The organism is Acidovorax sp. (assembly GCF_046339755.1).
GTDB lineage: Bacteria > Pseudomonadota > Gammaproteobacteria > Burkholderiales > Burkholderiaceae_C > Acidovorax.
In genome coordinates this window covers 15,491-37,261 of record NZ_JBKDTZ010000126.1, presented here as the reverse complement: position 1 = coordinate 37,261, position 21,771 = coordinate 15,491, and the positions used below count along the sequence as shown (strand labels likewise).

Annotated in this window: 21 protein-coding genes and 2 tRNA genes; 14 read left to right on the top strand and 9 right to left on the bottom strand. The window is 66.3% G+C overall.

Going from position 1 to position 21,771, the window contains the following annotated elements:
- Positions 1-91 precede the first annotated feature (91 nt).
- Both ACK59X_RS09680 and mutY read left to right on the top strand, forming a co-directional pair.
- The gene (locus ACK59X_RS09680; protein ID WP_409956862.1) at positions 92-2,068 is read left to right on the top strand and encodes a dynamin family protein; all 1,977 of its coding nucleotides are present in this window, start codon (positions 92-94) and stop codon (positions 2,066-2,068) included.
- Positions 2,065-3,135 carry an A/G-specific adenine glycosylase gene (gene mutY / locus ACK59X_RS09675; RefSeq protein WP_409956860.1) on the top strand — a complete coding sequence of 357 codons (1,071 nt, stop codon included), beginning with the start codon at positions 2,065-2,067 and terminating at the stop codon, positions 3,133-3,135. The genes ACK59X_RS09680 and mutY overlap by 4 nt, the downstream gene beginning before the upstream one ends.
- Positions 3,136-3,144: 9 nt before the next feature.
- On the opposite strand, the gene rapZ is transcribed toward mutY, so the two are convergent.
- From rapZ to ACK59X_RS09660, 3 genes are read right to left on the bottom strand one after another with little or no spacing between them, the layout of a single operon-like run.
- On the bottom strand, positions 3,145-4,023 hold the full coding sequence (rapZ, locus tag ACK59X_RS09670) for an RNase adapter RapZ (RefSeq protein ID WP_409956858.1): 879 nt from the start codon (positions 4,021-4,023) through the stop codon (positions 3,145-3,147).
- On the bottom strand, positions 4,013-5,725 hold the full coding sequence (recN, locus tag ACK59X_RS09665) for a DNA repair protein RecN (RefSeq protein ID WP_409956857.1): 1,713 nt from the start codon (positions 5,723-5,725) through the stop codon (positions 4,013-4,015). The genes rapZ and recN overlap by 11 nt, the downstream gene beginning before the upstream one ends.
- A gap of 2 nt (positions 5,726-5,727) precedes the next feature.
- The gene (locus tag ACK59X_RS09660; protein WP_409956855.1) at positions 5,728-6,630 is read right to left on the bottom strand and encodes an NAD kinase; all 903 of its coding nucleotides are present in this window, start codon (positions 6,628-6,630) and stop codon (positions 5,728-5,730) included.
- Between the two features lie 179 nt (positions 6,631-6,809).
- Between ACK59X_RS09660 and hrcA the strand changes: the two genes are divergently transcribed.
- Positions 6,810-7,808 (top strand): heat-inducible transcriptional repressor HrcA, encoded by a 999-nt coding sequence (hrcA, locus tag ACK59X_RS09655; RefSeq protein ID WP_409956853.1) that lies wholly within the window; start codon positions 6,810-6,812, stop codon positions 7,806-7,808.
- 51 nt (positions 7,809-7,859) lie between these two features.
- Positions 7,860-7,936, top strand: a tRNA-Ile gene (locus ACK59X_RS09650).
- 78 nt (positions 7,937-8,014) lie between these two features.
- On the opposite strand, the gene ACK59X_RS09645 is transcribed toward ACK59X_RS09650, so the two are convergent.
- Complete coding sequence (locus ACK59X_RS09645; protein WP_409956851.1) at positions 8,015-8,593, bottom strand: hypothetical protein; 579 nt, start codon at positions 8,591-8,593, stop codon at positions 8,015-8,017.
- 399 nt (positions 8,594-8,992) lie between these two features.
- Here ACK59X_RS09645 and ACK59X_RS09640 point away from each other — a divergent pair, with 399 nt between their 5' ends.
- The 3 genes from ACK59X_RS09640 to ACK59X_RS09630 all read left to right on the top strand — a co-directional run bounded on the left by ACK59X_RS09640 (position 8,993) and on the right by ACK59X_RS09630 (position 10,916).
- A complete protein-coding gene (locus tag ACK59X_RS09640; RefSeq protein ID WP_409956849.1) occupies positions 8,993-10,051 on the top strand; it encodes a hypothetical protein in 1,059 nt (352 codons plus the stop codon).
- 265 nt (positions 10,052-10,316) lie between these two features.
- Positions 10,317-10,393: transfer RNA gene (locus tag ACK59X_RS09635), tRNA-Arg, on the top strand.
- Positions 10,394-10,559: 166 nt separating this feature from the next.
- Complete coding sequence (locus ACK59X_RS09630; protein ID WP_409956847.1) at positions 10,560-10,916, top strand: hypothetical protein; 357 nt, start codon at positions 10,560-10,562, stop codon at positions 10,914-10,916.
- An 88-nt stretch (positions 10,917-11,004) separates the two neighbouring features.
- On the opposite strand, the gene ACK59X_RS09625 is transcribed toward ACK59X_RS09630, so the two are convergent.
- Entirely contained in the window at positions 11,005-11,343 is a 339-nt protein-coding gene (locus ACK59X_RS09625) for a DUF4177 domain-containing protein (RefSeq protein ID WP_409956845.1), read from the bottom strand.
- A gap of 147 nt (positions 11,344-11,490) precedes the next feature.
- Between ACK59X_RS09625 and ACK59X_RS09620 the strand changes: the two genes are divergently transcribed.
- Positions 11,491-11,937, top strand: a complete 447-nt coding sequence (locus tag ACK59X_RS09620; RefSeq protein WP_409956843.1) for a hypothetical protein — start codon at positions 11,491-11,493, stop codon at positions 11,935-11,937.
- 62 nt (positions 11,938-11,999) lie between these two features.
- Positions 12,000-12,590: a transcription elongation factor GreB gene (greB, locus tag ACK59X_RS09615; protein WP_409956841.1), complete on the top strand. Its 591-nt coding sequence runs from the start codon at positions 12,000-12,002 to the stop codon at positions 12,588-12,590.
- A gap of 12 nt (positions 12,591-12,602) precedes the next feature.
- Here greB and ACK59X_RS09610 read toward each other — a convergent pair whose 3' ends face one another.
- The 4 genes from ACK59X_RS09610 to ACK59X_RS09595 all read right to left on the bottom strand — a co-directional run bounded on the left by ACK59X_RS09610 (position 12,603) and on the right by ACK59X_RS09595 (position 16,772).
- Positions 12,603-14,879: a RelA/SpoT family protein gene (locus ACK59X_RS09610; RefSeq protein WP_409956839.1), complete on the bottom strand. Its 2,277-nt coding sequence runs from the start codon at positions 14,877-14,879 to the stop codon at positions 12,603-12,605.
- Positions 14,880-14,976: 97 nt separating this feature from the next.
- Complete coding sequence (gene rpoZ / locus ACK59X_RS09605; protein ID WP_005794722.1) at positions 14,977-15,180, bottom strand: DNA-directed RNA polymerase subunit omega; 204 nt, start codon at positions 15,178-15,180, stop codon at positions 14,977-14,979.
- Positions 15,181-15,197: 17 nt separating this feature from the next.
- Positions 15,198-15,818, bottom strand: a complete 621-nt coding sequence (gmk, locus tag ACK59X_RS09600; RefSeq protein WP_409956837.1) for a guanylate kinase — start codon at positions 15,816-15,818, stop codon at positions 15,198-15,200.
- A 36-nt stretch (positions 15,819-15,854) separates the two neighbouring features.
- A complete protein-coding gene (locus ACK59X_RS09595) occupies positions 15,855-16,772 on the bottom strand; it encodes a YicC/YloC family endoribonuclease (RefSeq protein WP_409956835.1) in 918 nt (305 codons plus the stop codon).
- 75 nt (positions 16,773-16,847) lie between these two features.
- On the opposite strand from ACK59X_RS09595, the gene ACK59X_RS09590 reads away from it, so the two are divergent.
- The 5 genes from ACK59X_RS09590 (at position 16,848) to hemW (ending at position 21,770) form a co-directional block, all read left to right on the top strand.
- Entirely contained in the window at positions 16,848-17,864 is a 1,017-nt protein-coding gene (locus ACK59X_RS09590; RefSeq protein WP_409956833.1) for a serine/threonine protein kinase, read from the top strand.
- An 82-nt stretch (positions 17,865-17,946) separates the two neighbouring features.
- Positions 17,947-18,849 (top strand): PP2C family protein-serine/threonine phosphatase, encoded by a 903-nt coding sequence (locus ACK59X_RS09585; protein ID WP_007855569.1) that lies wholly within the window; start codon positions 17,947-17,949, stop codon positions 18,847-18,849.
- A gap of 110 nt (positions 18,850-18,959) precedes the next feature.
- Entirely contained in the window at positions 18,960-19,688 is a 729-nt protein-coding gene (gene rph / locus ACK59X_RS09580; RefSeq protein ID WP_409956831.1) for a ribonuclease PH, read from the top strand.
- A gap of 45 nt (positions 19,689-19,733) precedes the next feature.
- The gene (gene rdgB / locus ACK59X_RS09575; RefSeq protein WP_409956829.1) at positions 19,734-20,333 is read left to right on the top strand and encodes an RdgB/HAM1 family non-canonical purine NTP pyrophosphatase; all 600 of its coding nucleotides are present in this window, start codon (positions 19,734-19,736) and stop codon (positions 20,331-20,333) included.
- Between the two features lie 180 nt (positions 20,334-20,513).
- Entirely contained in the window at positions 20,514-21,770 is a 1,257-nt protein-coding gene (hemW, locus tag ACK59X_RS09570; protein WP_409956828.1) for a radical SAM family heme chaperone HemW, read from the top strand.
- The last annotated feature ends 1 nt before the right edge of the window (position 21,771 follow it).

The window sequence follows — 21,771 nt, the reverse complement described above, 5'->3', positions numbered from 1 at the left end:
CCTAAGCACCATCCACAGCTATGGCTGGCGGACAGTCGATGCTATATTTTGTTCAGTTCAGAAACAGTCGTTATCGAACACCGGGAGCAAAGTGGGACCTTCATTCAACGAGCAGTTTGACCAGCATGGCGCGTGGCGGCGTGCGTTCGCCCAGCAGCTCAAGCAGCTGGCCGAGTGGATGGCTTCGCACGAGTTGATGGACGCATCCGTCCAGGAGCGCCTGCAGCGCCTGGAAAGCCAGGTCCGCACCGACAAGGTGATGGTCGCGTTCGTTGCCGAGTTCTCACGCGGCAAATCCGAGCTGATCAACGCGATCTTCTTTGCCGACTATGGCCGGCGCATCATGCCCGCCAGCGCGGGGCGTACCACGATGTGCCCTACCGAACTGGGCTACGACGCCGACTTCGCACCCAGCCTGCGCCTGTTGCCCATCGAGACGCGCCTGCAGATGCACGGCCTGGCCGAGTGGCGCCTGAGGCCCGAGCGCTGGCAGGAGATCCCGCTGGACGTGAATGATCCCGACCAGATCGCCAAGGCCTTGGAGAAGGTGGCCGAAGTGCGCCGCGTGAGCCTGGACAACGCCCGGGCGCTGGGTTTCTGGCATGACGACCTGGTGGACGAGAACCCGATTCCCGACGCCAACTGCCTGATCGAGGTGCCGATGTGGCGCCACGCCATCATCAACATCCCGCATCCCCTGCTCAAGCAGGGGCTGGTGATTCTGGATACCCCGGGCCTGAACGCCGTGGGCGCAGAGCCCGAGCTCACGGTGAACCTGATTCCCCAGGCCCATGCCGTGGTGTTCATCCTGAGCGCTGATACCGGGGTGACGCGTTCGGACCTGTCCATCTGGCGCGAGCACCTGGCCACCTCGGCCGAGAGCCTGGACGGCCGGCTGGTCGTGCTCAACAAGATCGACACCCTGTGGGATTCGCTCAATTCCGCCGAGCAGATCCAGGCGCAGATGGAGCGCCAGGTCTCCACCGCGGCCGACATGCTGGGCGTGGCCCACGACAAGGTGGTGCCCGTGTCCGCCCAGAAGGGCCTGGTGGCCAAGATATCGGCCGACGACCTGCTGCTGGAGACCAGCGGTCTGCCGGTGCTCGAAGAGGCGCTGGCCAAGGGCATCATGGGACAGCGCCAGGCCATCCTGCGCGCGGCCGTGGCCACGGGCGTCGCGGGCCTGCGCGCCGAGACCGGGCGCGTCATCAACATCCGCCGGCGCGACCTGGACGACCAGATGGCCGAGCTGCGCAGCCTGCGCGGCAAGAACGCTTCGGTCATCGAGTCCATGCGCCAGCGCATCGAGCAGGAGCAGCACGAGTTCGACCTCTCCGCCTCCAAGATCCAGGCGGTGCGTGCCGTGCACCTCAAGCTCCTGCGCGACGTGTTCCAGCAACTGGGCTCCAAGGCGCTTAAGGTGGAACTGGCCGAGCTGGCCCAGCTGCTGCAGCAAAAGGGCCTCAAGCTCGGCGTCAAGAAGATCTACATGCAGACCTTCGACAAGCTGCGCGGTACGCTGGACAAGGCCCAGGCCTCGGGCACCGAGATCCAGGCCATGCTGGGCGGCACCTTCCGCCAGCTCAATGCCGAGTTCGGCTTCTCGCTGCAGGTGCCGCCGCCGCCGCAGCTCGAGCACTTCGGGCACGACCTGTCGCAGATCGAGCAGAGCCACCTGCAGTACCTGGGCCTGGGCAATTCGCTCAAGCTGGCCCAGCCCGAGTTTTCCGAACGCCTGGTGCGCGCCCTGGCCATGCGCCTGCGCACGGTGTATGAATCCGCTGCCAATGACCTGGAGCTGTGGAGCAAGTCCGCCACCGCACAGCTCGACGCGCAGCTGCGCGAGCGCCGCCGCAGCTTTGCCCGCCGCATGGAGGCGGTGGACCGCATCCAGCAGGCCGCCAGCGGGCTGGTGGAGCGCATCGCGGAGATCGAGGAGGGCGAGGGCGAGCTGATCCAGCTTGAGCACCGCCTGCAGGAGCTGACTTCGCAGCTGATCGCGCCGCTCGACGCCGATCCGGCCGTGATCGAAGAGTCCGCCGTGGACGTGGCCTTGCCGCTTCCATGAGTGTGGCGGCTGGGGAGGTCGCCCGGCGCGTGGTGCGCTGGCAGGCGACGGCCGGGCGCAACCACCTGCCCTGGCAGAACACGCGCGACCCGTACCGGGTCTGGCTGTCCGAGATCATGCTGCAGCAGACCCAGGTGAGCACGGTGCTGGGCTACTACGCGCGCTTCCTGGAGCGATTCCCCGACGTGCAGGCCCTGGCCCGCGCACCGCAGGATGAGGTCATGGGCCTGTGGAGCGGCCTGGGCTACTACAGCCGGGCGCGCAACCTGCACGCCTGCGCCCAGGCCGTGGTGGCCCTGCATGGCGGTGCTTTTCCGCGCACGGCCGAGGTGCTGGCCACCCTGCCGGGCATAGGCCGGTCCACGGCCGGCGCCATCGCATCCTTCTGCTTTGCCGAACGCACGCCCATCCTCGACGCCAACGTGCGCCGCGTCCTCACGCGGGTGCTGGGTTTCGATGCCGACCTGGCGGTGGCGAAGAACGAGCGCCTGCTGTGGGATGAAGCCGAGGCGCTGCTGCCCACGGACGACCTCGCCAACGCGATGCCGCGCTACACCCAGGGCTTGATGGACCTGGGCGCTTCGCTGTGCAGCCCGCGCGCGCCCGATTGCCCGCCCTGCCCGCTGGTGGACATCTGCGTGGCCGGCCAGGCGGGCGATGCCGAGCGCTACCCGGTGCGCACGCGCAAGCTCAAGCGCCGGGCTGAATCGTGGTGGCTGCTGGTGATGCGCGACGCGCAAGGCCGTGTCTGGCTGGAGCGCCGGCCCGATTCGGGCATCTGGGCCGGACTGTTCTGCCTGCCGGTGTTCGCCGACGAGGCGCACCTGCACGACCATCTGGCGCACCTGCCCGCTCCGGTGGCCCCGGGGCAGACCGAGGCACTGGGCGCCTTCCTGCATGTGCTGACCCATCGGGATTTGCACCTGCACCCCGTGGTGCTCAGCGTGCCCATGGACCGCGAAGCGACCGGGGAGGGCGGCTGGTACGGCGCCAGCGAGTGGGAAGCCATGGGGCTGCCTGCGCCCATCCGCAAGCTGCTGGGAAATCTGTTCGGCGGCCTGTTGTAAGGCGCCGGGTCAGCGCCCGTCCAGCTCGCGGTGGCGTCGCAGCGTGGCCCAGCGCCGGCCAAAGGCCTCGGCCAGCCGCTCCACCAGGTACACCGAGCGGTGCTGGCCACCTGTGCAGCCAATGGCCACCGTCACGTAGCTGCGGTGGTTGCGGTCCAGCATCTCCAGCCAGTGCGCCAGAAAGCCTTCGATGTGGCTTTGCATCAGCGCCACATCGGGTTGCGCACGCAGGAAATCGGCCACGGGGGCCTCCAGTCCGGTTTTCTCGCGCAGCTCGGGTTCGTAGTGCGGATTGGGCAGCATGCGCACGTCGAACACGTAATCCGAATCCACGGGCAGGCCGCGCTTGAAGGCGAAGGACTGGAACACCAGGGTCAGCTGCCCGGGCGCGGTCGCCATCAAGGTCTTTACGTAACTTTGCAATTGCGAGGCACGGATGGCGCTGGTGTCGATGACGTGCGCCTCCTCGCGCAATTCGGCCAGCAGTTCCCGCTCCAGCTCGATGATCTGCACCAGCGCGCGCCGGCCCTGCTTGAGCGCATCGGGGGTCAGCTCGTCATGCGACAGCGGGTGGCGCCGGCGCGTTTCGGAAAAGCGCCGCACCAGGGTGTCGATGGTCGCGTCCAGGAACAGCGAGTGCACCACCACGCCCTGTTTGCGCAGCCGGTCGAGTTCCAGCGGCACCAGCGGCAGCGAGGTGGCGCTGCGCACGTCCATGGCGATGGCCACGCGGTTGCCATGGTGGCGGTGCTCCAGCGCCACGAAGGCCGGCAGCAGCTCGGGCGGCAGGTTGTCCACGCAGTAGTAGCCCGCATCCTCCAGGGCATGCAGGGCCACCGACTTGCCCGAACCGGACATGCCGGTGATCAGCACGATCTCAAGCGCCATCGGTCTGCTTCCTCTTCTTGGATCGGCGAGCGGGGGCGGCGGGCGGCGCGATGGTCAGCATCTCGCGCGCGTGGGCCACGGTCGCCTTGCTGGAGGCATCGCCGCCCAGCATGCGCGCCATCTCGGCAATGCGGTCCTCGCCCTGCACGGCCACTACCTGGCTGGCCGTGCCACGGGCGCTGCTGCGCTTGGAGACCACCAGGTGGTGGTCGGCGCGCGCGGCCACCTTGGGCAAATGGGTGACGGTGAGCACCTGGCGGTCGCGCCCGAGCTGCTGCATGAGCCGTCCCACGGTGTCGGCCACGGCCCCGCCCACGCCCGAGTCCACCTCGTCGAAGATCAGGGTGGGCGCCTCGCCCAGAGCGCTGGTGGTGACGGCGATGGCCAGCGAAATGCGCGACAGCTCGCCGCCCGAGGCCACCTTGCCGATGGGCCGGGGGCTCGTGCCCGGGTGGCCGGCCACGAGAAAGGCGACGTCGTCCGTGCCGTGGGCGGCGGGCTCGGCCAGCTTGTCCAGGGCCACCGCGAACTGGCCGCCAGCCATGCCCAGGCCCTGCATGGCCTGGGTGATGGCGGCCGACAGCCGGGGCGCCCCCTTGGCCCGCGCCAGCGACAGGGCGCGCGCCGCTGCCTGGTAGGCCCGGGCACTGGCGGCCTCGGCCTTTTCCAGGGCCCCCAGGTCGGCCGCAGCGTCGAGCCGCTGCAGCTCGGCCTTCCAGCCGTGCAGCAAGGCGGGCAGCTCCACCGGACTGCGCTTGTAGCGCCGCGCCAGCGTCATCCACAGCGACAGGCGCGCATCCACGGCGGCCAGGCGCTCGGGGTCCAGGTCGTTGTGGCGCAGGTAGGCGTGCAGCGAATGCACCACATCCCCGGCCTGGGCCACGGCGGAGTTGAGGATGTCGGCGGCGCTGGCGAACTCGGCTTCCAGGTGCTCATGGCCCTGCAACAGGTCTTGCGCACGCGACAGGCCGTCGAGCGCTCCGCCCCCGCCTTCTGCGTCGCCGCCCGTGAGGGCTGCAATGGCGGCGTTGGCCGCGTCCATCAGCGCCGAGGCGTTGGACAGGCGTTTGTGCTGGGCGTCGAGCTCGGGCCATTCGTCATCGCCCGGGGCCAGCTTGTCCACTTCGGCGATCTGCCACTGCAGGCGCTCGCGCTCCTGCTGCAGGGTGGCCTGCGCGGCGCGCGCCTGGGCCAGGGCCTTCTGGTCCTGCCGCCACTGGTTCCAGCGTTCCACTGTGGGGCGGTCGCTGGTGCCGGCGTAGGCGTCGAGCAGGCCGCGCACCGATTCGGGCCGGGTCAGGCTCTGCCAGGCGTGCTGGCCGTGGATGTCGAGCAGCAGCTCGCCCAGCGCGCGCAGCTGTGTGGCCGTGGCGGGCGTGCCGTTGATCCAGCCGCGGCTCTTGCCCTGGGTGTCCACCGTGCGGCGCAGCAACAGCAAGTCCTCGCCCTCGAGCCCGGCCTCTTCGAGCCAGGGGCGGATATGGGCCGGGGCGTCGAATTCCGCGCACACATCGGTGCGGGCGCATCCCTCGCGCACCAGGGCGGCATCGGCGCGGGCGCCGAGCACCAGTTGAACGGCGTCGATCAGGATGGATTTGCCAGCGCCGGTCTCGCCGGTGAGCACGGTGAATCCGCCTTGAAGCTCCAGCTCCAGCGCCTCGACGATGACGAAATCACGCAGCGTGATGCGCCTCAGGGCCATGGTCAGGAGCCCCCTTCGTTCCAGCGCAGCTTCTTGCGCAGGGTGGCGAAGTAGTTCCAGCCCAGCGGGTGCAGAAAGCGCACGCAGTGCTCGGAGCGCTGCACCAGGATGCGGTCGCCGTGCAGCAGCGAGGCCAGCGACTGCATGTCGAAGTTGGCACTCACGTCGCGGCCGCTGACCACCTCGACCGCGATCTCGGTCGCGTCCGAGAGCACGATGGGGCGGTTGGACAGGGTGTGCGGCGCAATCGGCACCAGCACCCAGCCGGGAATCGAGGGGTGCAGCATGGGGCCGCCGGCCGACAGCGCATACGCCGTGGAGCCTGTCGGAGAGGCGATGATCAGGCCGTCCGCCCGCTGATTGGCCACGAAGCGGCCGCCCACCTCCACGCGCAGCTCCACCATGCCCGAGGTGGCGCCCCGGTTCACCACCACGTCGTTCATGGCCAGGGCCTCGAAGACCACCTGGCCATCGCGCACCACGCGGGCATGCATCAGCGGGCGCAGGTCCTCCTCGTACTCCCCTTGCAGCATGGGGGGCAGGGTGGTCTGGTAGGTGCCGAAGGGGATGTCGGTGATGAAGCCCAGCCGCCCCTGGTTGATGCCGATCAACGGGGTCCTGTGGCGCGCCAGTTGCCGGCCTATGCCCAGCATGGTGCCGTCGCCGCCGACCACCAGACCCAGGTCGCAGCGCGCGCCGATGGTGTCCACGTCCATGGCCGGGTAGTCGCCCAGGCCGCTGTTGGCTGCGGTCTCGGACTCCAGCACCACAGAGCAGCCCTGGCTCTGCAGGAACTGGGCGATGTCCTGCAGGGCCTGGCGCGAGGCCTCGGTCATGGTCGAGCCCGTGGCCGAGGCATGCTGGTATTTGCCGATCAGCGCGACATGGCGGAAATTGGACGTCATCGCGAAATTACATCATTGTTGTTGGAACACGGGGATCCGGCGGGGCCTTGTACCTGGTGAACGGTGGCCGCGCGGGTGCCCATTGCCCGATGCTAGTGCATCCCGTGGGATGCTTGTGCGCACAACGATAGGCGAAACCCGACAGAGATCGGGCTGCTTCCCTCATTAAAATCAGGTCCATGATGGATGACCGTGCCAAGTTGCTGCTCAAGGCGCTCGTGGAGCGTTACATAGCCGATGGCCAGCCCATTGGCTCGCGCACGCTGTCGCGCGCCTCGGGCATGGACCTGTCGCCGGCCACCATCCGCAACGTGATGGCCGATCTGGAGGACCTGGGCCTGATCGCCAGCCCGCACACCTCTGCCGGGCGCATTCCCACGGCCAAGGGCTACCGGCTTTTCGTGGACACCATGCTGACCGTGCAGCGTGACCCCTTGATTTCACCCCCGCTGGCGCCAGAGCAGCCGCAGAAGGTCATCGCCAATGCGGCCAACCTGCTGTCCAACCTCTCGCAGTTCGTGGGTGTTGTCATGGCGCCACGGCGCACTTCGGTGTTCCGGCACATCGAATTCCTCAGGCTGTCGGAGCGGCGCTTCCTGGTGATCATCGTCTCGCCCGAGGGCGACGTGCAGAACCGGGTGATCTTCACCGACATCGACCACTCCCAGTCGCAACTGGTCGAGGCCGCCAATTTCCTCAACGCCAACTACGCAGGCCTGGCCATGGAGCAGGTGCGCGAGCGCCTCAAGTCCGAGGTGGACGCGCTGCGCGGCGAGATCGGCTCGCTCATGCAGGCCGCCGTGAACGTGGGCTCCGAGGGCGAGGCCCAGGACGAGGTGGTCATCTCCGGCGAGCGCAACCTGCTGGCCGTGAGCGACTTTTCCAGCGACATGGGCAATTTGCGCCGGGCGTTCGATCTGTTCGAGCAGAAGACACAGATCCTGCGCCTGCTCGATTTCTCCAACCAGGCCGAGGGCGTGCGCATTTACATCGGTGGCGAAAGCCAGGTGGTGCCGTTCGAAGAGCTGTCCGTGGTCAGCGCGCCCTACGAGGTGGACGGCAAGGTGGTGGGCACCCTGGGCGTGATCGGCCCCACCCGCATGCCCTATGACCGCATGATCCAGATCGTGGACATCACCTCCAAGCTGGTCTCCAACGCGCTCAGCCACCGCCGCTGAGCCGCTGGATACCCCTACAATACCGTGTGCCCCATCTTTGGTCAGGTACACGGGGCGTTAGCTCAGTTGGTTAGAGCAGAGGACTCATAATCCTTTGGTCGCGGGTTCAAGTCCCTCACGCCCTACCATATTCCGCCGAGTTCTTTTGCTATTTTTCGGAGCGATCTGCTCTGCGGAACGCGGCTCGGCGGTCCCACCCTCCAGCCTCACAGGTTGCTGTTCTTTTTGGCCTTGGCTTCGCGCAGGCATTGGTCGTGGTTGCTGTACTCATAGCCTATGCTGATCATGAATTTGCCGTTCACCAGGCCATGGGCCTTCAGGCGGATGGCGGAAATGTTGTCCGCATTGGAGGGCAGTGAAGTCCAGAAGGCGGCCAGTGTCCGCTCCTCCTTGGCGAGTGCGGTAAGCCAGTCCTGCGGGTCGTTCCAGATACTTCCTTGCTCCAGGAAATCGTACTTTTTGCCTGGCCCGTACTTTTCGCTCAGGGCCTGGAACCATTGGTCGAACTCGTCCTGGACCTGAACGCCCTGCGAATTGGTCTGCTTGTCGGTGGTCCAGCCGGTGATCTTGCACAGGCCCGTTCCTGGTGTGATGAGCAGGCGGTATTCCTCCAGGTCCGGGTGCCCTGACGGTGCTCGGGCGGTGCTGAAGGTGGTCGGGCTCTCGCGTTTGAGCGGCAGGCGTTTCTGCAAGTCGCCCAGTTTCTCCCCCTGCGTGAACCCGAATGGCCCTGCCATGGCGCTGGACGCCATGGCCAGCAACAGGGCTCCGATGATCTTCCCCATGGTCGATTTCTCCGTTGTTCTGGCCATTTTGCACCCCCTCGGATGCCTGGCCCCCTGGTCGGGCGTGAGTCTCGCTATTTGGTAGCCGAGCGTAACTTGTGCGCCGCATCACTGCCACATTGCAACGTTACCGTTACGATGCAAACGCACGCCATGTCACGCTGCTGTCCTACCCTCGGGGCCTGGGGATGGTGCGTCGGTGTGCAGGGGTATGTCAGAGCGATAGGCCGAACGGCCTTGGCAAGCGCTGATTTCTTGCGCAAGTAGTGGCCTTTTGGTGAAGAGGCCATGGGCGCTTGCCTGGCTATTTTTATTTTTGGAGTCCATTCGATGCGGTATCTAATTGTTTTGTTCTTATCGGCGTTGGCCACGGTTGCCCAGGCTGCAAACTTCGTTTCGATGCACCAGACGGCGCACAAGATCGCGCTGCCTCCGGCGCCTGGCACCTTTGTCTACTCCTTTGACACCAAGGTCGGCTTCAAGGAGCAGTACGCTCCGACGGGTGTGACAGGCTGTGCGATCGGCTTTGGCACCGGCGGCTGTGCGTTCCCCGGTGGCGGTTCTCTCTCCCTGCCTGAATTCACAGGCTTCCAGATGCAGAACCAGGAATTCAAGATCTTCATCCCCGCAGGCACGCGTTCGTTCCTGTTCTCGGGCTACGCACCCCAGGGTACCCAATCGGCCTTTGTGCTGCGCTACGGCAAGGAGCCCACCCGCGTCGCTGCCCTGAGCGGTGCCGAGTACCAGAATGCGCAGACCGGTGAGCGCATCGACACCTCGTTCTCGCGCCTGATCAAGGAAGACGTCGACCACTTCGTCGTGCACGACGGTGGCGGCACCCTGCGCTTCGTGGGCGGCCAGCTCGACGCCAACCGCGGCAGCACCGACCAGGGCAAGTGGCTCTACGTGCGCCAGCTGAGCGGCGCAGCGCTGTTCGACTACCAGGGCGCCATTGACGTGGACATGCCCAAGTACGCGGCCGGCTACAACGCCATCAGCTGGACTACCAGCCCCTTCCCGGACCCCGTGGATGCTGCCAGCCCTGGCGGCGGTGGCACCACCAACCCACCGCCCGCGGGCACGACGATCACCACCTCGGTGGTCTCCGCCGCCGGCCAGCCCCTCAAGCTGGACATCACGATGACGCAGGCGGCCGCAGATGTCGCTGCCAACCCGCGGATCAGCACCTGGGTGGCAGCCCGCATCCCCGCCAATGGCCTGTTCTATACGACGGACGTCTGGTTCTTCCGCAAGGCCGATTCCTGGGCCCAACTGGTGCTGCCTTTCCCAGAAACCGTGGCCTACACCAGCCTGGGGACCAATGCCGCCAGCCTGAAGTTCACGCCCACGCTGGACCTGGCGGACACGGACCTGCGCGCCTTCAACATTGAGATCTACTTCGGCTACAAGACCAGCAACGGTACCTTTGTGAGCAAGGGCAAGATCTGGCCCCAGTAACCGGGTTGGCGCACAACGCGTCCTCTTGTTGTACAAAAGGCCCTTCGGGGCCTTTTTCCATGGGATCCCTTCGCAGCGGCAGTCTGCCGACCAGGGCTTCTGACCAATAAATTTGGTGTTTTGCCCGGAGGCACCTTCCGCGTGCATTACAATACGTGCAGCAGACGAGTTCTGTGATTGCCCTTGGAGTTTTACACTGGAGGCAAACACAGCAAGCAGTGATTTTTTGAAATGTTGAAAAATCCATGCTATAATTCGAAGCTTAGCGGCTGTAGCTCAGCTGGATAGAGTACTTGGCTACGAACCAAGGGGTCGTGGGTTCGATTCCTGCCAGCCGCACCAACAGGTAAGCCCTGATATCGCAAGGTATCAGGGCTTTTCCCTTTGTGCCGCGTGTTCTCGCGCCGTGCGCCAAGCGCACCTTGCGCCGTATTCCTACACCCCCATGGCCGCGGCCGGCGCACGCTGTGGGTGATCTCTCGGAATCACCCACTGCCTTCTCTCACCCATGGCCACCCACGTCCTCACCTGCCAATTTCAGCGCGACCCTGCCACGGAGCACCTGGCGTCCACTCCGGTGGTGGTCGACGCGGAAGCCGTGCTGTTCAACTGGACCGACCGGGAAGGCCGTGGCTACCAAGTGCTGCTGCGCGGCCGCGAGCGGCTGGTGGCCATGCTCCGCTGCGATCTGCAGGAGCACACGATCGCCACCGAGGAGCTTGACCTGCAGTGCCGCGCGCTCGGGCTGATGTGGCGGGCGACGGCCTTTGTGGAGGATGCTGCCTGGCCCCTGCCCGCAGCGGGCGCATTCGGCGCCGTGCCCGAGGACACCTTTGCCACAGGAGCTTTCCACCATGGCCATTGATCCCAAGGACCACCCACTGCACAAGGTACCGGAGCACCTGCCCCGGCCACCCGGTGATCTGCCGCCTGGTAGCGCGCCATCGCAGCCATCACCTGCGGCGGTACCGTCCCCTGATGGCACCGGGCCCTATGCGGGCGAAGTGGAGAACGAAGCCGGGGACCCGGTGGGCAAGCCGCCCCGGTTGTGAGCGCCAGCCAGCCAGCGGGAGTGTCAGACGGCAAGCGGGCGGCACGAGGACGGCCACCATGGTCTGCACCTTTTTGGCCGGCATCTGCAGATCGGGCGACAGTATCTGGACCAGGCGCGACCCCTCCTGCCCTTCGCGGTTGAGGATGGCATGGAAGTCGGGCAGGGGCGCGGCCTTCATGCCCGCCAGAAAACCTTGCTTCCATTCGATGTCGAGGGTCTTGTATTCGTGTTTGGGCATGGGGCACATGACCTCTTTGGGGGATGCGTGTGGCGCACCCGGACCGCCCTGGCTGCCTTATGCTGCTGCTCCAGCAAGGTGCGCAGCCGCTTCGAGCTGCCGCCAACGAGAGGGATGGGAATGGGCAAGGAACAAGGATCAAGGGGCATGTCCACGCTGGCCTTCATGGGTGGCCTGGCCGTGTTGCTGGTGGCCGCCGTTGCCTGGGGCGGCTACCAGAAGGCGCAGCGCAAGGCCGAGGCGGCCCAGGCCATCGTGGCGGCCAACGAACGCCTGGACAAGGCGCACAAGCAGTGGATGGAGGCCATGCAGGTGGTCCGGACCACGCCGCGCGTCGGGCTGTCCACGCCCGTGCTCACCATGCAGGCCTTGCGCCAGGAAGTGCAGGCCCTGGCGCTGCCCAGGTGCCTGGAAAGAAGCCGGGGGTATTTCGTGGCGGGCATGGACGCACAGCTCGAAGGCATCGTGGCGTTCATCCGCGCCGACATGAGCAAGGAGGCCCTGAACGCCTACACCAATGCCAAGACGCGCCTCATGAACGAGAACTTCGTGGAGTTCGGCAACAAGGCATCCGCCTGCCCCGCGAACAGCTGAAGCCGAAGGTGGAGGTCGTGGATACCCGGCAGGCCGGGCCGTTGCGCGGGTAACATGCCGCCATGAGCAAGGCTTTCACCAAGGAATCCGACGCGCAGGCCGATGACAACGAAGGGCCGGCGCTGCCTCCCATCCCTGCCGGGTCGCGCAATTACATGACGCCTGCGGGCTATGCCCGGCTGCGCGGCGAACTGCTGGACCTGATCGACAACGAGCGCCCGAAGATCGTCGAGGTGGTGCACTGGGCGGCAAGCAACGGCGACCGATCGGAGAACGGCGACTACCTCTACGGCAAGAAGCGCCTGCGCGAGATCGACCGGCGCATCCGCTTCCTCACCAAGCGGCTGGAAGTGGCCGAGGTGGTGGACCCGCTGGTCCATGCCGGCCGTGACCAGGTGTTCTTCGGCGCCACCGTGACCTATGTGGACGAAGAAGATGTGACCAGCACCATCACCATCATGGGCATCGACGAGGCCGACAGCGGCCGAGGCCAGGTGAGCTGGGTCTCGCCCGTGGCGCGCGCGCTGCTCAAGAGCCGGGTGGGCGACGAGGTGCCGCTGCCCACGCCGGGTGGTGTGCGCTCGCTGGAGGTGCTGGAAGTGCGCTACGAGCGGCACGATGCGCCGCCCGCGTTTGAGACGCCAGCTTCCTGAGGGGGAGGGGGCTCAGGCCGCGGGCGTGATGCGGCTGGCGCGAATCACCGCAGGCGTGCGCCGCAGGTTGCGCAGCGCGGCCTCCACGTGGGCCTGGTCGCGCACGGCCACGATGAAGCGCAGATCCGTGGTGTCCAGCGCCACCTCGTCGTCCATGTCCACATGGGTGATGTCGGCTTCGGCGCTTGCCAGGTCGGCAGCCACGCGGGCCAGCACACCCTTGCTGTTGGTGATGGTGACGACGATGCCGGTCTCGAACATGCGCACGGGCTCGTCGGCCCAGTCCACGGCGATGAAGCGCTCGCTGTCCTTGTGCTGCAGGCGCTTGGCCACGCCGCAGTGGGCGTTGTGCACCACCAGGCCTTCGCCTCGGCCCAGGTAGCCCACAATGGAATCGCCCGGCACGGGACGGCAGCAATGGGCGTACTGCACCGAGGCGTTCTCACTGCCGTCCAGCGTGACGGCGCCCTGCGACACGCGCTCGTGCGAGGTGTAGCGCTCGCGGCTCAGCAGCAGGGCGTCAGGCCGATGGCCGTGCTCGCTCATCAGCACCATGAGCCGCTTGGCCACGATGCTCGCGATGCGCTTGCCCAGGCCCAGGTCTGTCATGAGCTCGGTGCGCGTGCGGTTGCCGGTGAAGCGCAGCAGCTTGTCCCAGATGGGCTGGGTTTCGGCATTCACCGGGGGCAACTGCTCCAGGCCTTCGGCGCGGATGGCCTGGGTCAGCAGCTTCTCGCCCAGGCCTTCGGACTCGGCATGCGCCAGGGTCTTGAGGTAGTGGCGGATCTTGGAGCGCGCGCGGCCGGTGCGCACAAAGCCCAGCCAGGCCGGATTGGGCGTGGACACGGGGGCGGTGATGATCTCCACCACGTCGCCGTTCTTGAGCTCGGTGCGCAGCGGCACCTGCTCGTTGTTGATCTTGGCGGCCGTGGTGCGGTCGCCCACGTTGCTGTGGATGGCGTAGGCAAAATCCACCACGGTCGCGCCCCGGGGCAGGGCCATGATCTGGCTCTTGGGCGTGAACACGTAGACCGCGTCGGGGAACAGGTCCACCTTGACGTGGTCCCAGAACTCTGCGGCGTCGCGCGTCTCGTTCTGGATGTCCAGCAGCGACTGCAGCCACTTGGTGCCCAAGCGCTCGGCCGCCGTGCCGTCGCCATCCTGTGCCTTGTACAGCCAGTGCGCGGCCACACCGGCCTCGGCGATGACATGCATCTCGTCGGTGCGCATCTGGAACTCGATGTTCACGCCCGAGGGGCCCACCAGCGTGGTGTGCAGCGACTGGTAGCCGTTGAGCTTGGCGATGGCGATGTGGTCTTTGAATTTGCCGGGCACCGGCTTGTACATCTGGTGCAGCACGCCGAGGGCCGTGTAGCAGTCCGTCACCGTGGGCACGATGACGCGAAAGCCGTACATGTCCGTCACCTGGGCAAAGCTCAGGTGCTTCTGGTCCATCTTCTGGTAGATGGCGTACAGCGTCTTTTCGCGGCCGGCCAGGCGCACCTGCATGCCGATGCGGGAAAAGGCCGCATCTACTTCGCTCTGCACCCGCTGTACCAGATCGCGGCGGCGGTTGCGCGACTTGTTGACCGCCTTGGCCAGCGTGGCGTAGCGCCAGGGGTGCAGGTGGCGGAACGACAGGTCCTGCAGCTCGCGGTAGGTCTGGTTCAGCCCCAGGCGGTGGGCAATGGGGGCGTAGATCTCCAGCGTTTCCGACGAGATGCGGCCCCACTTGCTGCGTGGCATGTCCGACAGGGTGCGCATGTTGTGCGTGCGGTCGGCCAGCTTGATGAGGATGACGCGCACGTCGCGCGCCATGGCCAGCAGCATCTTGCGGAACGACTCGGCCTGGTTTTCCTCTCGCGTGTTGAACTGCAGCTTGTCGAGCTTGGTCAGGCCGTCCACCAGTTCCGCCACCGGCGCACCGAAGCGCTCGATCAGGTCCACCTTGGTCACGCCGCAGTCTTCCATGGCGTCGTGCAGCAGCGCGGCCATCAGGGCCTGGGCGTCGAGCTTCCAGGTGGCGCACTGGGCTGCCACTGCGATGGGGTGGGTGATGTAGGGCTCGCCGCTGTTGCGCAACTGGCCCAGGTGGGCCTCGTCGGCAAAGCGGTAGGCCTGGCGCACCTGCTCGATGCTGTGGGCGTCCAGGTAGTCCAGGTTGTCGGTGAGCGCGGCAAAGCTGGCGGCTGCGGCATTGGCCGCTGCCGCAGATGCACTGGCCGGAGCGTGGGTGGTGTCGCCAGGCCGGGCAGGTGCTGCCGAAGGAGTGTTGAACACCGCGTTCATGCCTTAAATGTAGCGCGGGTGCGCGATACGGGTCGGCAGGGCAAAAAAAAGCACCGCATGGCAGCGGTGCTCTCGGGGCCGGGGCCCTTGGTCAGAATCAACCAGGAACCTTCTTGAGCATCTCCAGGCCGACCTTGCCTTCGGCGATTTCGCGCAGGGCGGTCACTGCGGGCTTGTTGCGGCTTTCGATGCGGGGCGCATGGCCCTGGCTCAGCATGCGGGCACGGTAGGTGGCCGCCAGCACGAGCTGGAAGCGGTTGGGGATCTTTTCCAGACAATCTTCTACGGTGATGCGTGCCATCGGTGTACTCCGGGGATTCAGGTGATATTGAGCGACTGGAAGGTGTCAGCACGGGCGCGGCGCTGTGCGGCGTACTTGAGTCGCTGGGCGTGAACTACGGCTTTCAGGTCGAAAAGCGCGCGCTCAAACAACTCATTGATTATAACGAAGTCGAATTTCCCTACTTCCGCCATCTCGGTGGCCGCATTTTTCAAGCGTACTTCGATCACCTCGGGCGAATCCTCGCCGCGGCGCTCCAGGCGTGAGCGCAGTTCTTCCCAGCTCGGCGGCAGGATGAAGACCAGGATGGCATTGGCAAATGCTTCCCGGATCTGCAGCGCGCCCTGGAAGTCGATTTCCAGGATCACGTCCGAGCCCTGGGCGATGCGCTCCTCGATGGCCTTCTTGGAGGTGCCGTAGCGGTTGCCATGCACGTGGGCCCATTCGACGAAGGCATTGCCTTCGACCATCGCGTCGAATTCGGACTGCGACGCGAAATAGTAGTCGCGGCCGTGCTTTTCCTGGCCGCGCGGGGGGCGGGTGGTGTGCGAAATGGACAGGTGCACGTGCGAGTCCAGCTCCAGCAGGGCCTTGACCAGGCTGGATTTGCCGGCGCCACTGGGGGCCGCCACTACGAAGAGGTTTCCGGGATAGTCCATGGATGGTGTGCGCCGGGCGCTATCAAAAACTGAGTATTACTCGATATTTTGCACCTGCTCGCGCATCTGCTCGATCAGGACCTTCATGTCCACGCTGATGCGCGTGAGGTCCAGCGCGGCCGACTTGGAGCCCAGGGTGTTGGCTTCGCGGTGCAGTTCCTGGATCAGGAAATCCAGGCGCTTGCCGACTTCGCCGCCCTTCTTGAGCAGGCGTTCGATCTCGTCCAGGTGCGAATCCAGGCGCGTGATCTCCTCGGCCACGGCGATGCGGATAGCGAATGCCGTCGCTTCGGTCAGGGCGCGGTCGCGGGCGGCCTCGGGCGGGGTGGCGCCGTCGGTCAGGGCCATGGCCTCCTTCCAGCGCTCCATGAAGCGCTGGCGCTGCTGTTCCACCAACTGCGGCACCAGGGGCACGGCCTGCTGGGCCAGTTCGCGCAACTGCTTCACGCGGTCCTGCAGCATGGCGGCCAGGCGCTTGCCTTCGCGTTCGCGGGCGGACATCAGCGCCGTGAGGGCCTCTTCGGCAAGGGCGGGCACGGCCTCGCTCCAGTCCTCGGTGCCCGAATGGGCGTTGGCGCACAGTCGCAGCGCGTCGGCCACGCTCAGGGGCGCGGCGTTGGGCAGCCAGGACTTGACCGAGTCCTGCAGGGAATTGAGGCGCTGCAACAGCCGGGCGGGCGGGTCCTGCAGGGTGTTGCTGTCTTCGTTCTCCAGCGCGGCGCGCACTTCCACCTTGCCGCGCTTGAGGCGTGCGGTCAGCAGGGCCCGCAGGGCGGGTTCCATGGCACGCAGTTCGTCGGGCAGCCTGAACGACAGGTCCAGAAAGCGGCTGTTGACCGAGCGGATCTCCAGGCCCAGGCGGCGCGCCTGGGTGGCGCGGCCCTCGGTTTCAGCGCCGGTGGCGGATGTGCCGTGCTGCGCGCTGGCATAGCCGGTCATGCTGTAAACTGGCATTGGACTTTTTGATGGTTGCTTGCGATCCGGCGATTATCCGGGTTCCGCCTTACCCCAGAATCATCTTCGCAAAATATGTCAAAAATCAAACCGGCCCCTTTGCCACCCGATACCGCGATTGGTGGTTATCGTGTGGTGCGCCGGTTGTCGTCGGGCGGTTTTGGGGTCGTGTACCTGGCGCTGGACAGTGAAGGCCAGCAGGTCGCCATCAAGGAATACCTGCCCTCGTCCCTGGCCACACGGGCACCGGGCGAACTGCTGCCCAAGGTGCCGTCCGAGAAGTTGTCCCTGTACCGCCTGGGCCTCAAGAGCTTCTTTGAAGAAGGCCGCGCGCTCGCGCAGATCTCGCACGCCTCCGTGGTGAGCGTGCTCAACTTCTTCCGCGAGAACGAAACCGTCTACATGGTGATGAACTACCTGGAGGGCGCCACCCTGCAGGACTTCATCATTACCGCGCGCGACCTCAAGACGCAGAAGGTCTTCCGCGAGTCCACCATCCGCTCCCTCTTCGACGAAGTGCTGCGCGGCCTGCGCATCGTGCACCAGCACAAGATGCTGCACCTCGATATCAAGCCGGCCAACATCTTCATCACCGACGACAACAAGGCCGTGATGATCGACTTCGGCGCCGCACGCGAGGTGCTGTCCAAGGAGGGCAACTTCATCCGCCCCATGTACACGCCCGGCTTTGCCGCGCCCGAGATGTACCGGCGCGACTCGTCGATGGGCCCCTGGACCGACATCTACGCCATCGGCGCCTGCATCTATGCCTGCATGCAGGGCTTTCCGCCCAACGAGGCGCCCCAGCGCATCGAAAAGGACCGCCTCTCGCTGGCCCTGACCAAGCTGCGCGGCGTGTACTCCGACAACCTGATCGAGGTGGTGGAGTGGTGCATGGCGCTGGACCCACTGTCGCGCCCTCAGTCCGTGTTCGCCTTGCAGAAGGAACTCAGCCGCGAGGGCGAACGCCGCTACACCAAGCTCACGGTGGCCGAGAAGATGCGCCTGCAGCTTGACACTTTGGTGTCCGACACCAAGAAGAATGTGCAGAAGGTGGGCGAGGCCACCGGGATCGGAGCAAAACCCAAATGAAAACGACCCACGCAAAGCGGGTTCGGGCAGGGTGCTGTTTCACTAACGATGCAGTGGTGCATCCTTGTTTGCATGGGTCACTATGAAGTTCTCCGTATTCCAGATCAGCCGCCGTGGCGGCCGCGAGAAGAACGAAGACCGCATGGGCTACTGCTACACGCGAGAATCGGGCCTGTTCGTGCTGGCCGACGGCATGGGCGGCCATCCCGAGGGCGAGGTGGCGGCGCAGATCGCACTGCAGACGGTCTCGGCGCTGTTCCAGCGTGAGGCCAAGCCCCAGCTCAAGGACGTGCAGGAGTTCCTCTCGGGCGCGCTGCTGGCCGCGCACCACCAGATCCTGCGCTACGCCACCGACAAGGGCATGCTGGACACGCCGCGCACCACACTGGTGGCGGCCGTGGTGCAGGCCGGCACGGCCACCTGGATCCACTGCGGCGACTCGCGCCTGTACATGGTGCGCGACGGCGACCTGCTTACGCGCACGCGCGACCACTCGTACATGGAGCTGCGCAACAACCCGCCGCCGGGGCTGGAACGCATCAACCGCAACGTGCTGTTCACCTGCCTTGGCTCGCCCACCAAGCCCATCTACGACATCACCGGCCCGGTGTACCTGGAGCAGGGCGACCGCATTCTGCTGTGCTCCGACGGCCTGTGGGGCACGCTCAGCGATGAAGAGATCGCCAAACAGATGGCCTTGCAGGCGGTGTCGCATGCCGTGCCCGAACTGGTGGAGGATGCCCTGCGCAAGGCCGGCGACAGCAGCGACAACGTGACCGTGGTGGCGCTGGAGTGGGAGACGCCCGATGCCTTCGAGTCCACCCAGGGCGTGTCCACCGACAGCATCAGCGACGACGTGTTCGCCTCCACCATCCAGGCCGGCCCGCTCGACGGGCTGGTGGACGACCTGGACGACGCCGCCATCGAGCGCTCGATCGCCGAGATCAACGAAGCCATCCGCCGCTCTGCCGCGCGCAAAGCCTGACCGCCTGTGCCAGCCGGCCGCGCAGCGGCTTGGAGCGCCCTTTTCCTGCTGCCCCGCGAGCACGACGCTGGCCCGCGCGGGATTGCCTTCCCATCGACACCGGAAACACCATGACCACCTTCACCCGCACCGGCGACCGCGCAGCCGACCAGCTGCGCCCCGTGCGCATCACGCGCCACTACACCATGCATGCCGAGGGCTCGGTGCTGATCGAGTTCGGCAACACCAAGGTATTGTGCACGGCATCTGTCGAAGAGCGCGTACCCCCGCACAAGCGCGGCAGCGGCGAAGGCTGGGTGACGGCCGAGTACGGCATGCTGCCGCGCGCCACCCACAGCCGCAGCGACCGCGAGGCCGCGCGCGGCAAGCAGAACGGCCGCACGCAGGAGATCCAGCGCCTCATCGGCCGCAGCCTGCGCGCCGTGTTCGATTTGAAGCTGCTGGGCGAGCGCACCATCCAGCTCGACTGCGATGTGATCCAGGCCGACGGCGGCACCCGCACCGCCGCCATCACCGGCGCCTGGGTGGCCGCCCAGGACGCGGTGACCAAGCTGCTGGCTGCTGGCAAGATCACGAAGTCCCCATTGATCCAGCCCGTGGCCGCCATCTCGGTGGGCATCGTCGAAGGCACGCCGCTGCTGGACCTGGAGTATGTGGAGGACGTAGGCTGCGACACCGACATGAACGTGGTCATGACGGGTGCGGGACACTATGTGGAAGTACAGGGCACAGCCGAAGGCGTGGCCTTCACGCGCAAGGAAATGGATGCGCTGCTGGCCCTGGCCGAAAAAGGCATTGCCGAGCTGATTGCGCTGCAGCAGCAAGCTTTGCGCGACTGACCCCCCTGGGCCGCCCCTGCGGCCCCGACAACAACGATTTGCACGATGAAACTGGTTCTCGCCTCCAACAACCGCGGCAAGCTCGCCGAATTGCAGGCCATGCTGGCGCCGCTCTCCGTCGAACTCGTGCGCCAGGGCGACCTGGGCGTGGGCGAGGCCGATGAGCCGTTTCGCACCTTTGTCGAGAACGCCCTGGCCAAGGCGCGCTTCGCCGCGGCCCACACCGGCCTTCCGGCCCTGGCCGACGATGCCGGCCTGTGCGTGGACGCCTTTGGCGGCTTGCCCGGCGTGGACACGGCCTACTACGCCACGCAGTTCGGCTATGAAAAGGGCGACGACACCAATGTGCGCGCCATCCTGGAGCAGATGCGGGGCATCGACCAGCGCCGCGCGGCCATGGTCAGCACCCTGGTGGCGGTGCGCAGCCCCGAAGACCCTGAACCCCTGATCGCCGTGGGCCGCGTGGTCGGCGAGATCACGCGCGAACCGCGCGGCAGCAATGGCTTTGGCTTCGACCCCGTGATGTTCATTCCCGAGTTCGGCAGGACCTTTGCCGAGCTGCCCGTGGAAGTGAAGAACGCCCACAGCCACCGCGGCCGCGCGGCCCAGCAGATGCTGGCGCTGATGCGCGAGCGCTGGTTCTGAGAGGCTGAGAATCTTTCGTCCATGCCCGCCTTGCACGCCAAAACACCCCGGCTCGTCGTTGCAAATGCTCGCCATAGCCCGAGCTATGGCTGTGCTTTGCGCCTAGATCCGAGGCGTTTTGGCGCGCCCCTCGGTCACGGCCAAAAAATTCCCAGCCTCTGAGCCGGCCGCCGAAGTCCCATGACCCACATCCCCATCGTCCCCGACACCGAGGCGGCCGAGCCCGCCGTGGTGCGGGACATCCAGCACTACATGCGCGGTGGCCTGCTGCAGCTGCAGAGCCTGCCGCCGCTGTCACTCTATGTGCACCTGCCCTGGTGCATCCGCAAGTGCCCGTACTGCGACTTCAACTCGCACGAGTACCGCGACAGCGCTGCGGCCCCTGGCGAGGTGCCCGAGCAACGCTATATCGACGCGCTGATGGCCGACCTGGAGGCCGCGCTGCCCCTCATCTGGGGGCGCTCGGTGCACAGCATCTTCATCGGCGGCGGCACGCCCAGCCTGTTCTCGCCCGAAGCCATCGACCGGCTGATCGGCGATATCCGTGCGCGCTTGCGCCTGGAGGCCGATTGCGAGATCACCATGGAGGCCAACCCCGGCACCTTCGAGAAGGACCGCTTCCGCGCCTTCCGCGGTGCAGGCGTCACGCGCCTGTCCATCGGCGTGCAGAGCTTCAACGACCGGCACCTGAAGGCCCTGGGCCGGGTGCACGACCGCGGGCAGGCCCTGGCCGCCGTTCGCGAGGCGGTTGATGCCTTCGACACCTTCAACCTGGACATCATGTACGCCCTGCCGGGGCAGACGCTGGCCGAGCTGGAGGAGGACGTGGGCCTGGCCCTGTCGCTCAAGCCCCCGCACATCTCCATCTACCACCTCACCATCGAGCCCAACACCTACTTCGCCAAGTACCCGCCGGCCATCCCCGAGGACGACCAGGCCTACGCCATGCTCGACCGCATCACCGAGATGACGGGCCAGGCCGGCATGGCGCGCTACGAGATATCGGCCTACGCGCAGTCCGGCCACCAGTGTTTCCACAACACCAACTATTGGCAGTTCGGCGACTACCTGGGCATCGGCGCGGGGGCGCACAGCAAGCTCAGTTTTGCCCACCGCGTGGTGCGCCAGGTGCGTTTTCGCGACCCGGCCCGTTACATGGACAACGCGCTGGCGGGCCATGCCGTCGCGCAGGACGAGGAGGTGCGCCGCGCCGACCTGCCCTTCGAGTACATGCTCAACGCCCTGCGCCTGCGCGCAGGCTTCGAACTCAAGGACTTCACCGAGCGCACGGGCCTGCCCATCACCGCCATTGCCAAGGCGCTGGAGAAGGCCGAAGCCAAGGGGCTGATCGAGCGCAGCCTGGGCGGCCACGTGCGGCCCACGGAGCGGGGCTTCGACTTCCTGAGCGACCTGCAGGAGCTGTTCCTGGCCGATTGAC

Coding starts and splice junctions, on each gene's coding strand:
- greB (WP_409956841.1), top strand. CDS start 12,000: ATGAGCAAGGCTTTCACCAAGGAATCCGACGCGCAGGCCGATGACAAC.
- ACK59X_RS09645 (WP_409956851.1), bottom strand. CDS start 8,593: ATGGGGAAGATCATCGGAGCCCTGTTGCTGGCCATGGCGTCCAGCGCC.
- ACK59X_RS09630 (WP_409956847.1), top strand. CDS start 10,560: ATGGCCACCCACGTCCTCACCTGCCAATTTCAGCGCGACCCTGCCACG.
- ACK59X_RS09620 (WP_409956843.1), top strand. CDS start 11,491: ATGTCCACGCTGGCCTTCATGGGTGGCCTGGCCGTGTTGCTGGTGGCC.
- rph (WP_409956831.1), top strand. CDS start 18,960: ATGACCACCTTCACCCGCACCGGCGACCGCGCAGCCGACCAGCTGCGC.
- rdgB (WP_409956829.1), top strand. CDS start 19,734: ATGAAACTGGTTCTCGCCTCCAACAACCGCGGCAAGCTCGCCGAATTG.
- ACK59X_RS09660 (WP_409956855.1), bottom strand. CDS start 6,630: ATGACGTCCAATTTCCGCCATGTCGCGCTGATCGGCAAATACCAGCAT.
- hemW (WP_409956828.1), top strand. CDS start 20,514: ATGACCCACATCCCCATCGTCCCCGACACCGAGGCGGCCGAGCCCGCC.
- mutY (WP_409956860.1), top strand. CDS start 2,065: ATGAGTGTGGCGGCTGGGGAGGTCGCCCGGCGCGTGGTGCGCTGGCAG.
- ACK59X_RS09640 (WP_409956849.1), top strand. CDS start 8,993: ATGCACCAGACGGCGCACAAGATCGCGCTGCCTCCGGCGCCTGGCACC.
- ACK59X_RS09610 (WP_409956839.1), bottom strand. CDS start 14,879: ATGAACGCGGTGTTCAACACTCCTTCGGCAGCACCTGCCCGGCCTGGC.
- ACK59X_RS09625 (WP_409956845.1), bottom strand. CDS start 11,343: ATGCCCAAACACGAATACAAGACCCTCGACATCGAATGGAAGCAAGGT.
- rpoZ (WP_005794722.1), bottom strand. CDS start 15,180: ATGGCACGCATCACCGTAGAAGATTGTCTGGAAAAGATCCCCAACCGC.
- gmk (WP_409956837.1), bottom strand. CDS start 15,818: ATGGACTATCCCGGAAACCTCTTCGTAGTGGCGGCCCCCAGTGGCGCC.
- recN (WP_409956857.1), bottom strand. CDS start 5,725: ATGGCCCTGAGGCGCATCACGCTGCGTGATTTCGTCATCGTCGAGGCG.
- ACK59X_RS09595 (WP_409956835.1), bottom strand. CDS start 16,772: ATGCCAGTTTACAGCATGACCGGCTATGCCAGCGCGCAGCACGGCACA.
- ACK59X_RS09585 (WP_007855569.1), top strand. CDS start 17,947: ATGAAGTTCTCCGTATTCCAGATCAGCCGCCGTGGCGGCCGCGAGAAG.
- hrcA (WP_409956853.1), top strand. CDS start 6,810: ATGATGGATGACCGTGCCAAGTTGCTGCTCAAGGCGCTCGTGGAGCGT.
- rapZ (WP_409956858.1), bottom strand. CDS start 4,023: ATGGCGCTTGAGATCGTGCTGATCACCGGCATGTCCGGTTCGGGCAAG.
- ACK59X_RS09590 (WP_409956833.1), top strand. CDS start 16,848: ATGTCAAAAATCAAACCGGCCCCTTTGCCACCCGATACCGCGATTGGT.